Source organism: Christiangramia marina (assembly GCF_048285865.1).
Classification (GTDB): domain Bacteria; phylum Bacteroidota; class Bacteroidia; order Flavobacteriales; family Flavobacteriaceae; genus Christiangramia; species Christiangramia marina.
This window is the reverse complement of sequence record NZ_JBLVTK010000002.1, coordinates 775,158-784,172: the sequence shown is the minus strand read 5'-3', so window position 1 is coordinate 784,172 and position 9,015 is coordinate 775,158. Positions and strand designations below refer to the sequence as shown.

Annotated in this window: 9 protein-coding genes; 2 read left to right on the top strand and 7 right to left on the bottom strand. The window is 39.3% G+C overall.

Going from position 1 to position 9,015, the window contains the following annotated elements:
• Positions 1–132: 132 nt before the first annotated feature.
• Positions 133–2,124, top strand: coding sequence for a cell division protein FtsZ (gene ftsZ, locus ACNKXS_RS10120; RefSeq protein WP_417920749.1), 1,992 nt, complete (start codon positions 133–135; stop codon positions 2,122–2,124).
• A gap of 69 nt (positions 2,125–2,193) precedes the next feature.
• On the opposite strand, the gene ACNKXS_RS10115 is transcribed toward ftsZ, so the two are convergent.
• The 6 genes from ACNKXS_RS10115 to ACNKXS_RS10090 all read right to left on the bottom strand — a co-directional run bounded on the left by ACNKXS_RS10115 (position 2,194) and on the right by ACNKXS_RS10090 (position 7,520).
• Entirely contained in the window at positions 2,194–2,391 is a 198-nt protein-coding gene (locus ACNKXS_RS10115; protein WP_141876892.1) for a hypothetical protein, read from the bottom strand.
• Between the two features lie 73 nt (positions 2,392–2,464).
• Positions 2,465–3,061 carry an inorganic diphosphatase gene (locus ACNKXS_RS10110; protein WP_417920748.1) on the bottom strand — a complete coding sequence of 199 codons (597 nt, stop codon included), beginning with the start codon at positions 3,059–3,061 and terminating at the stop codon, positions 2,465–2,467.
• A gap of 1 nt (position 3,062) precedes the next feature.
• Positions 3,063–3,620: a hypothetical protein gene (locus ACNKXS_RS10105; protein WP_417920747.1), complete on the bottom strand. Its 558-nt coding sequence runs from the start codon at positions 3,618–3,620 to the stop codon at positions 3,063–3,065.
• 15 nt (positions 3,621–3,635) lie between these two features.
• Positions 3,636–5,159: a helicase HerA-like domain-containing protein gene (locus ACNKXS_RS10100; RefSeq protein WP_417920746.1), complete on the bottom strand. Its 1,524-nt coding sequence runs from the start codon at positions 5,157–5,159 to the stop codon at positions 3,636–3,638.
• Complete coding sequence (locus tag ACNKXS_RS10095; RefSeq protein WP_417920745.1) at positions 5,156–6,208, bottom strand: S66 peptidase family protein; 1,053 nt, start codon at positions 6,206–6,208, stop codon at positions 5,156–5,158. Before ACNKXS_RS10095 ends, ACNKXS_RS10100 begins: the two co-directional genes overlap by 4 nt.
• A 49-nt stretch (positions 6,209–6,257) precedes the next feature.
• Positions 6,258–7,520: a D-alanyl-D-alanine carboxypeptidase gene (locus tag ACNKXS_RS10090; RefSeq protein ID WP_417920744.1), complete on the bottom strand. Its 1,263-nt coding sequence runs from the start codon at positions 7,518–7,520 to the stop codon at positions 6,258–6,260.
• A 115-nt stretch (positions 7,521–7,635) separates the two neighbouring features.
• On the opposite strand from ACNKXS_RS10090, the gene ACNKXS_RS10085 reads away from it, so the two are divergent.
• Entirely contained in the window at positions 7,636–8,268 is a 633-nt protein-coding gene (locus ACNKXS_RS10085) for a 7-carboxy-7-deazaguanine synthase QueE (RefSeq protein WP_417920743.1), read from the top strand.
• A 54-nt stretch (positions 8,269–8,322) separates the two neighbouring features.
• Here the strand turns inward: ACNKXS_RS10085 and ACNKXS_RS10080 are convergent, their stop codons facing one another.
• Positions 8,323–8,901, bottom strand: coding sequence for a DUF2911 domain-containing protein (locus tag ACNKXS_RS10080; protein ID WP_417920742.1), 579 nt, complete (start codon positions 8,899–8,901; stop codon positions 8,323–8,325).
• Between the last annotated feature and the right edge of the window lie 114 nt (positions 8,902–9,015).

Below are 9,015 nucleotides of genomic sequence, written 5' to 3'. Positions count from 1 at the left end.
ACTTACAGGGAAGAGCCCTCTTCCAATAAGGTTGCTCGAAAAAGCATCTTTGATAAATGGGCAGAGAAATTCAAGGATTTCTTAGACAATGCAGAATAAAATAGATACAATACAACCAGTAAAACAGAGTTTATGAGCAGTACAGAATTTGGAGACATCTCATTCGATTTACCAAAAAACCAATCAAACGTCATCAAAGTGATTGGAGTTGGAGGTGGAGGAAGCAACGCCATTAACCATATGTTCCAGGCCGGAATAAAAGGGGTTGATTTTGTTGTTTGTAATACCGACTCCCAGGCTTTGGAGAACAGTTCGGTTCCAAACAAGATTCAGTTAGGAGTAACTTTAACAGAAGGACTTGGAGCAGGTGCGAACCCTGAGATCGGTGAGAAAGCGGCAGTAGAGAGCTTTGAGGAAATCAAGCAAATGTTGGATACCAATACCAAGATGATTTTTATCACTGCAGGTATGGGTGGTGGTACCGGTACTGGTGCTGCTCCAATAATTGCAAAACAGGCAAAAGAACTGGATATTTTAACGGTTGGTATCGTGACCATTCCATTTCAGTTCGAAGGAAGAAACAGAAACGAACAGGCACAATTAGGAGTTGAAAGACTGCGTAAGCATGTAGATTCACTCATTGTGATCAATAATAACAAACTTCGTGAGGTTTATGGAAATCTTGGTTTTAAAGCCGGATTCTCGAAAGCTGATGAAGTGTTGGCAACTGCATCCAGAGGAATTGCAGAAGTTATAACGCACCATTATACTCAGAACATTGACCTTCGCGATGCGAAGACTGTATTGAGTAATTCTGGAACTGCGATCATGGGTTCTGCCCAGGCTTCAGGCGCCAGTAGAGCTACAGATGCGATCATGAAAGCACTTGATTCGCCATTATTGAACGATAATAAGATCACCGGAGCCAAAAATGTTTTACTGCTTATTGTATCTGGTAACGAGGAGATCACTATCGATGAAATTGGAGAGATCAATGACCATATTCAGCTTGAAGCTGGACATAGTGCAAACATCATTATGGGTGTTGGTGAGGACGAATCTTTAGAAGACTCTATTGCTGTAACTATTATCGCTACTGGTTTCGATGTAGAACAGCAAAATGAGATCACTAATACTGAAACTAAAAAGATTATTCATACCCTGGAAGACGAGCAAAGAGCCGAGCAGGAATTGATCGCTAAAAGAACTGGTTCTGTCTCTGAAGTATCTCAGGATAGAAACGATGATATTGAAGATGCCCGGATAGAATTTGAGGCACCTAAAAAGGAAGAAAAGATCGTTCACACGCTTGATGAAAATGTAGAGGAAGTAGACGAGGTTGGTAAAATTCAGAAGAAGGTAGAAGATATTTACAAAACACCAGATTTCGCACGAAAGCTTGATGTTATCTATGAGGAAGTAAATCCTGAAGAGTTTATCATCAATGATACTTCAGAAACACTGGATACCGAAAATTTTAAGGAATCTGAAGAAGGTAAATCTGAAAGTGAAGAACAATTCATGTTTACTTTCGATATTCCAATGAATCAGAAGGAAGAGAAAAAACAGGCTTCAGAAAAGAAAGAAGAGGTAAAGCGTCATTCTTTGAATGAAGAAGAGGAGCAGTCTGCAAGAAATATTCGAGTGAACGAACATGTTGAGATCGTCCCTGTAACCGAAAATTCTGCCACGGGAGTAAAGCGATATAGTCTTGATGATTATATGGAAATGGAACAACAACTTGAAAGTTCTAAGGCTCCGGAAAAGGAAGAAGAAAAGGATGAAACAGTAGCTTTTGAGAAAAAGACCGTAGCGCCGGCACCTTCAAGGGAGAATGACAATGATGAGCATGATCCATTTGATAATCCAATTTCTTCTGAAGTTGTGCGTCAACGCACTGCAGAGCGTAAAGCGAAGATGAAGGAGTTCAATTACAAATTTAGAACTGGTTCAGCTCAGATCGATGAGATCGAAAAGCAGCCGGCTTATAAAAGAGCTGGAATCGAGTTAAATAATTCGAAGCCTGGCGAAAGCAAACTTTCCAGAACCAGCATCGAGCAGGACGATAATAACGAATTGCATTTTAGAAAGAATAATTCTTTCTTGCATGATAATGTGGACTAAAAGTCACCATAGTGAAACAAAAAAGCTGCCCTTGGGCAGCTTTTTTTATGTTCAGATTTTGCGAACTTATTACTTTCGTGCGGGAACTTCATCTGTATCTCTTCGATATTTAAGCATGGAAATTCCTGCTACGAAGAATACAAATCCCAGGATGGTAAGTGCCCAGGGGCTTAACATAAGTGCTATGCTTCCAAAGATTCCTAAGACTCCCATTACCAGTGCGATCGCACCACCAACGGTCATAATCATTGCTAAAACTTTAATCATAAGACATTAAAATATTGGTTATCAGAATTAAAAGTATCTATTTAATTTATTCAGAAATCAATATTAACAAACTTTACAATTTTAACCGAAGCCTTTCAATTTCTTTAATTGCTTCCTTCTCATCACCCCAACCTTCGATTACCGTATTGTCTTCCAGATCATAATTTGAAAACCAGGTCTCCAGAATATTCAGTGCTCCTGGGTAATTTTTGGATAGTTGGTGATAATTTTCAGCCTGTATTGTTCTTAATTCTCTTCTGGCTGGGATGGCAATAACTTTAAAGTCTTCTTCGCCTGCATCTATCATTTTGATCATGCCAATTGGAATGAATTCCACGATATCTCCAGATTGCAGTGTGCTGCTAAGAATCATGATGTCCAGCGCATCACCGTCACCTCCATTCGCGGGATCTGAATAAGTGGAAGGTATAAACCCATAGTTCGCAGGATAAGCCAGGAAATCAATAATCCTTTCCTTACCATTACGAAGGGAAGTACTAAAAAGTCTTAAGTCCTTATCGTATTCTACTTTAGCATTTGTACCTGCTGGTATTTCGATCACTGCCTGGTAATTGCCTTTTTTCGAAAGTAAACTGGTAGCCAGCAGGTCCTGTCTGGATTTGCAGGATGCAAACAGTATTACAATAAGAATAGGCAGGTACCTTCTCATTCTAGTTCCAGTAGATCATAAAGTATTTGATCTTTGCATCATCCGGGATTTGTGAAGCCATGATCTTACTATCCGTATCATAACGAAGATTAGACGGTAACTGTGATTTATCTATTGTAATGTAAGCATTGATCTCATCCAGAAATACCACGGCAGAATTTATCGTATTCTCGATCCTTGAGATCGTATAATTCTCCATGATATCCTTGAAGGTACTATTTACACTCAGTCCGTTCTTAGTTTCGTATCGGGAATCAAGTATGCGAATATATCCAATGGTACTGGTAGAGTCGAATTCCTGCAAGGGTTCCAGGCTCATTAAAGCTGCACCATCTTCACCAAAGATCTTGATCTCATCTGTAGAACGAAAGTCATCAGGACCGCTTGTTTGTCTTACAATGCTATCATTTTTAAAAATGCTATCTAACTGGTTGATTTTAACCTCCTTTTTCAAAGGTCCCACTTGCGTTGGAGTTATTAGAAATGGGTTTTCTTTATCACTCGTGCATGATACCATTGCGGCGCAAAGGCCTAGAAAGATTAGAGCTTTTTTATACATAGAATTCGGTTTCCTTTATTTTAAAAATTTATTCAATATTCCCATTACGCCGCGTATAAAAGTCACACTCGTTAGCACTTTGATGATCGCTCCTTCACGGGAACGTCCGCTTTTACGACGGCTACTGGTCTTTGTTACTTTTTGTCGCTGATCTTTAGCCTGTTGTTTTGCTTCTTCACGATCTGCTTCTTCGATCTTTTTATTCAGGATCTCGTAAGCACTTTCGCGGTCAATTTCCTCATTATATTTCCGGGCAAGTTCAGAATTTTTGTTGATTTGTCTTAATTCTGAATCACTTAATATGTCCATTCTACTCATTGGCGCGCGCAACATAGTCGCTACCAGGGGAGAAGGTCTTCCTTTTTCGTCTAATGCTGAAACCATAGCCTCTCCAATACCTAACGAGGTAAGCATATTTTTGGTATCGTAAAATTCTGAAATCGGGTAATTTTCAGCAGCAAGTTTAATAGCCTTTCGGTCTTTAGCTGTAAAAGCCCTTAATGCATGCTGAATTTTAAGTCCCAGCTGTCCCAGAACTTCTTCAGGAACATCGGCCGGATTCTGAGTGACAAAGTACAGTCCAACACCCTTGGAACGTATCAGTTTTACAATACTTTCAATTTGATCTAGCAATGCATCTGAAGCTTCATCAAAAATAAGATGTGCCTCATCTATGAATAAAACAAGTTCCGGTTTATCCATATCACCTTTCTCTGGAAAGGTTGAATAAATTTCAGCGAGAAGTGAAAGCATAAAGGTGGAGAATAATTTTGGCCTGTCCTGAATATCGGTAAGCCTCAAAATATTCACATATCCCTTACCGTCTGATGTTTTTCTCAGTAGATCGTTTACCTCAAAAGATTTTTCACCAAAGAACAGCTCTGCACCTTGTTGTTCCAGCGCAATGATCTTCCGCAGAATAGCACCTGTGGATGCACTTGAAATTCTACCATATTCCTTGCTGATCTCCTCCTTGCCTTCCTCTGTGGTATACTGAAGCATCTTTTTGAGATCCTTAAGGTCTAGAAGTGGCAGTTGGTTGTCATCACAATATTTGAATATGATCGCCATGATCCCGGATTGAGTATCATTTAGATCAAGTATTCTTGATAAGAGCACTGGACCAAATTCACTGACTGTTGCTCTGAGTCTTACTCCATCCTGTTCTGAAAGGCTTAGCATTTCTACTGGTGCAGCATCTGGAGAGAATGGAAACCCAAGTTTTTCATGACGCTCATCTATAAAAGTGGCACCTTCTGAAGCTTTCGCGATTCCACTAAGATCTCCCTTTACGTCCATCAGTAAAACCGGCACTCCTTTCTGAGATAGGTTTTCTGCAAGTATCTGCAGGGTCTTTGATTTTCCGGTTCCTGTAGCTCCTGCGATTAATCCGTGGCGATTCATCGTTTTTAACGGAATCTTTACTGGAGCATTTGCAAAAACTTGTTCGTCGAGCATTCCTGCGCCCAGATAAATATAATCACCCTTAGTACTGTATTCCGAAGATATGTGATCTACAAACTTTTCTGATGTGGTCATTTAACTGCAGGTTTTAATAATTTAATAATTCCGGTTTTGCTATTTATTTCAGCTTCAATTCCGTTAGGGATGGTGCTATTGTCATCTATATGACCAATCATTGCACCTGAGAATGCCGGGATATTTAAAGGTTTTATATAATGGTCTATAACCTCTTCCATAGTAAGTGAACCGTAGCCATTTCCGCCGGCATCACAGCCTGTACACTTTCCAAAGACAAATCCTGAGATTTTATCCAGTATACCACCAAGTTTTAGTTGGGACATCATCCTGTCTACGGCATAGATTTTTTCTCCAATATCTTCAACATACAGGATCTTATTCGACCAGTTTGTAGGGAAATATGGTGTTCCCATAATTGAGGTAAGTACAGATAGGTTTCCACCCAGTAATTCCCCTTTGGCTTTACCAGTATTGATAGTTCTTATTCTATTGCCGGTTTGGACTTCCAGAAAGTTCAAATTTTCTGGATTTGAATATTCGATCATATCTCTTTCGAATAACAGCCGGTGAAAAATATCATAATTAAAAGTATTCCATGAAGAGCTTGCCATAGGTCCATGAAAGGTCACTAAACCAGTTTTTTCGTACATCGCAAGATGCAATGCTGTAATATCACTGTAGCCTATGAAAATCTTCGGATTTTTCCGAATGAGCTCGTAATCAAGTTTGTCTATAATTCTTGCAGCTCCCGAACCTCCACGAAGTGAAATGATCGCATCAATTTCAGGGTCACCAAACATTTGATTCAATTCTGAAGCACGTTCTTCATCGGTTCCTGCCAGGTGGCCGTATCGGTTTTTTATAAATTCTCCAAACCTCACTTTTAACCCCATCGCTTCCAGGTTTTCCTTGGCGATCTCAAAAGGTTCGCTGTCAAAAATTGCTCCTGCAGGACTTGTTATTCCAATAGTATCTCCTTTAGAAAGTCTTTTCGGTAGAAGTTTCTTATTAGTTGAAATTTGCCGCTCTGCTGTTGCTGAAAATGATTTTAGGGGAATACTTAAACCGGCAAGTCCTAGGCCGTAAACAAAATTGCGTCTTTTCATAGGTATATATACTGTCTCGAAAATAGGGAATATTTGGAACTTCTAAAATTCAATAGTTGTTTCTAATGTGAATAAGAAGCTTTGAAACTTCAGCTTTGATCTCTTTTGCGGAGCTCATATGATTCGAATTCATAATACTGAAAATTAAAAGTCGGTCGCCTTTCGTTCTAAGGTATCCGCTAAGACTATAGTTATTTTTTAAACTTCCTGATTTTGCAAATACGAATGCTTCTTCGTCCGTTAGTAAGTTTGCAAGTGTTCCGTGCTTTCCAGCCGTAGGGAAAATGGTTGAAACCCAGGCCTTACCTTTTTCGTCTAATAAACGTTTCAGAATGATCGCCAGATTAGCAGGAGTATTCATGTTGTACCTTGATAAGCCAGAGCCATCTGCCCATTGGAATTCATCAGGCAATCCTTTAATCATATTATTTTTAGCGTGATCTATAGCGATTTTAGTGCTCATGGTATCCGTCATTTTTTCTGAAATCATGATAAGTAATTGTTCCGCAATGAGATTATTGCTGGTATGCATCATTTGCTTGTAAACACTATCGGAAGCCACAGATTTTATATTATGACTGGCTTTTGGTCCTGGCGGAATGATTTTAATAGTTCGACCAATTTCTTCCTCAATGATCCTGATACTCAATTCTTCTGAAGTTTCAAAAGGAATTCTTAGAGTATCGTTCTTCTGAAGTTTCTGTGGAATCCTGAATTCATTCGTTCCCTTAAGTTTTTCCAGTGTTTCAGAATTAATAATTCGGGTATAATTGCTAAAAATTTCCGGAGAAACTTTAAGATCTTTATTCTCCATCGTAAAACTTGCTGTATTCTCATAAACGGGAATTGCAGATATTTGAGGGGAGAAGGCATATTCAAAATCGTCCCAGCTCCATCCGGCACCGTACATTTTCTGCTTCCAGTTAGCTTTTTGATAATAGATAGAATCCTTGGAATTCCGTAGAAATTGCAATGACGTACTGGAAGACACTTCTGAATCAAGTAGTCCAGGATCACCGGTGGCTGAAAAGATCAGAGAATCTTTACCTTTTCGGTATCTGAATGTTATGATGCTGTCCTCCAGGGATTTTATAGCGGAATAAAGGCTTAATATTTTGGTGTTGGAAGCTGGAGTAAAAGATTTGTGGGCATTATACTGATAGATATTTTTACCAGTCTCTGCATCTAAAAGTGCGATCCCAGTAAATCCATGGTGAATCTTCTCAAACTCGGTTGTTTTCCGCGATAACCTAGTAGCACATGAACTCAGGCCGAGAATGGATAAAACTGCTAGGAAGACCTTCAGGCGCATATTAGAATTTTTGACTTAAATATATACTTTATCATACTTACAATTAAACCGATCGTTCGCAAACTCAAAAACAAAGGTTATTTATCCTGAAGTATAATGATTATCTTTGCCGGCTATGATTTCAGAAGAGACAAAGAGCCTGGTTGATAAAGGAATAATGCTTCCACTAATGGAAGAATTTTATACGATCCAGGGTGAGGGATTCCACAAAGGAACGGCTGCATATTTTATTAGGATTGGTGGTTGTGATGTAGGTTGTCACTGGTGCGATGTGAAGGAAAGCTGGGATGCCAGTACGCACCCGCCTACGCATGTTGGGGAAATCGTTGAGAATGCTACCCGACACAGTAAAACTATTGTGATCACGGGAGGAGAACCATTAACCTGGGATATGACAGCTCTGACTCATAATCTCAAGAAACAAGGTTGTGATATTCATATTGAGACTTCGGGCGCTTATGAGCTAACGGGTACCTGGGACTGGATCTGTCTTTCACCAAAGAAGATTAAATTGCCAACCGAGGAGATCTATCCTTTGGCCAATGAGTTAAAGGTTATTGTTTTTAACAAACATGACCTGAAGTTTGCTGAAGAGCAGGCTGCGAAGGTCAGTGAGAACTGTATTTTATACTTACAGCCTGAATGGAGTAACCGCGATAAAGTGATCCCAATGATCGTTGATTATGTAATGGAAAATCCGCAGTGGAAAGTATCGCTACAAACCCATAAATATTTGAACATACCATAAAAAAAACGCCCGACAGGGCGTTTTTTAAATTATAAGCTGCTGCTGGACTACATATTAGTTAGCATTCTTAAATGGAACTTTTACGTAGCTGTTGTCCCATCCTATAAGAAGGTCTGCACCGTTCTTAGCTTCCTGGAAAGCCATAGATAGAGATTCAATAGTATTAGGAGCCTGTCTTACTGGTACATTGATTCTAACTTGATCTTCCTTATCTGTATATTCATAAGAACCCCATGTGTTGGTTTTGCTGTTAAGAATAACAGTCCATTCCTTTTCTCCTGGAATTGTGTATAAGGTATAATTTCCAGCTTTTACCGTAGCATCTGCAACTTTCATGTCTTTGTATAAAGTAACTTCAGTTGCTTCATTCGCTCCTGTTCTCCATACCTCACCATAAGGTACCAGCTTCCCGAAGATCTCACGATTTCTTTTTTGTGGTCGGCTATAAATAACTCTCGCGACTGCTGCATCATCCTGGTCTCTGTAGAGCGCAAGATCCATTGGACTGGCATCTACTTTGGAAAACTTAAGTTCTTCCTTAGAGTAGTTCACCTTATCGTTATCCTGTGCGTTAATAGGGCTTGCAACAAAGAAAAACATTGCACTTAAACCACCTATGATCAATTTTTTCATAATTCTAATATTTGAATTTTAGTTAGTATAAAGATAAGACGCAGAGAGGTGTGAATTGTTAAAGAAGCACCAATATGCTGTTAAAATTTTAGCTGAGGTTTACAAATGGTAGAA

Bases quoted from the DNA above. Each gene is read 5' to 3' on its own strand.
- ACNKXS_RS10100 (WP_417920746.1), bottom strand. From the start codon at position 5,159: ATGACCACATCAGAAAAGTTTGTAGATCACATATCTTCGGAATACAGT.
- ACNKXS_RS10080 (WP_417920742.1), bottom strand. From the start codon at position 8,901: ATGAAAAAATTGATCATAGGTGGTTTAAGTGCAATGTTTTTCTTTGTT.
- ACNKXS_RS10085 (WP_417920743.1), top strand. From the start codon at position 7,636: ATGATTTCAGAAGAGACAAAGAGCCTGGTTGATAAAGGAATAATGCTT.
- ftsZ (WP_417920749.1), top strand. From the start codon at position 133: ATGAGCAGTACAGAATTTGGAGACATCTCATTCGATTTACCAAAAAAC.
- ACNKXS_RS10095 (WP_417920745.1), bottom strand. From the start codon at position 6,208: ATGAAAAGACGCAATTTTGTTTACGGCCTAGGACTTGCCGGTTTAAGT.
- ACNKXS_RS10105 (WP_417920747.1), bottom strand. From the start codon at position 3,620: ATGTATAAAAAAGCTCTAATCTTTCTAGGCCTTTGCGCCGCAATGGTA.
- ACNKXS_RS10110 (WP_417920748.1), bottom strand. From the start codon at position 3,061: ATGAGAAGGTACCTGCCTATTCTTATTGTAATACTGTTTGCATCCTGC.
- ACNKXS_RS10115 (WP_141876892.1), bottom strand. From the start codon at position 2,391: ATGATTAAAGTTTTAGCAATGATTATGACCGTTGGTGGTGCGATCGCA.
- ACNKXS_RS10090 (WP_417920744.1), bottom strand. From the start codon at position 7,520: ATGCGCCTGAAGGTCTTCCTAGCAGTTTTATCCATTCTCGGCCTGAGT.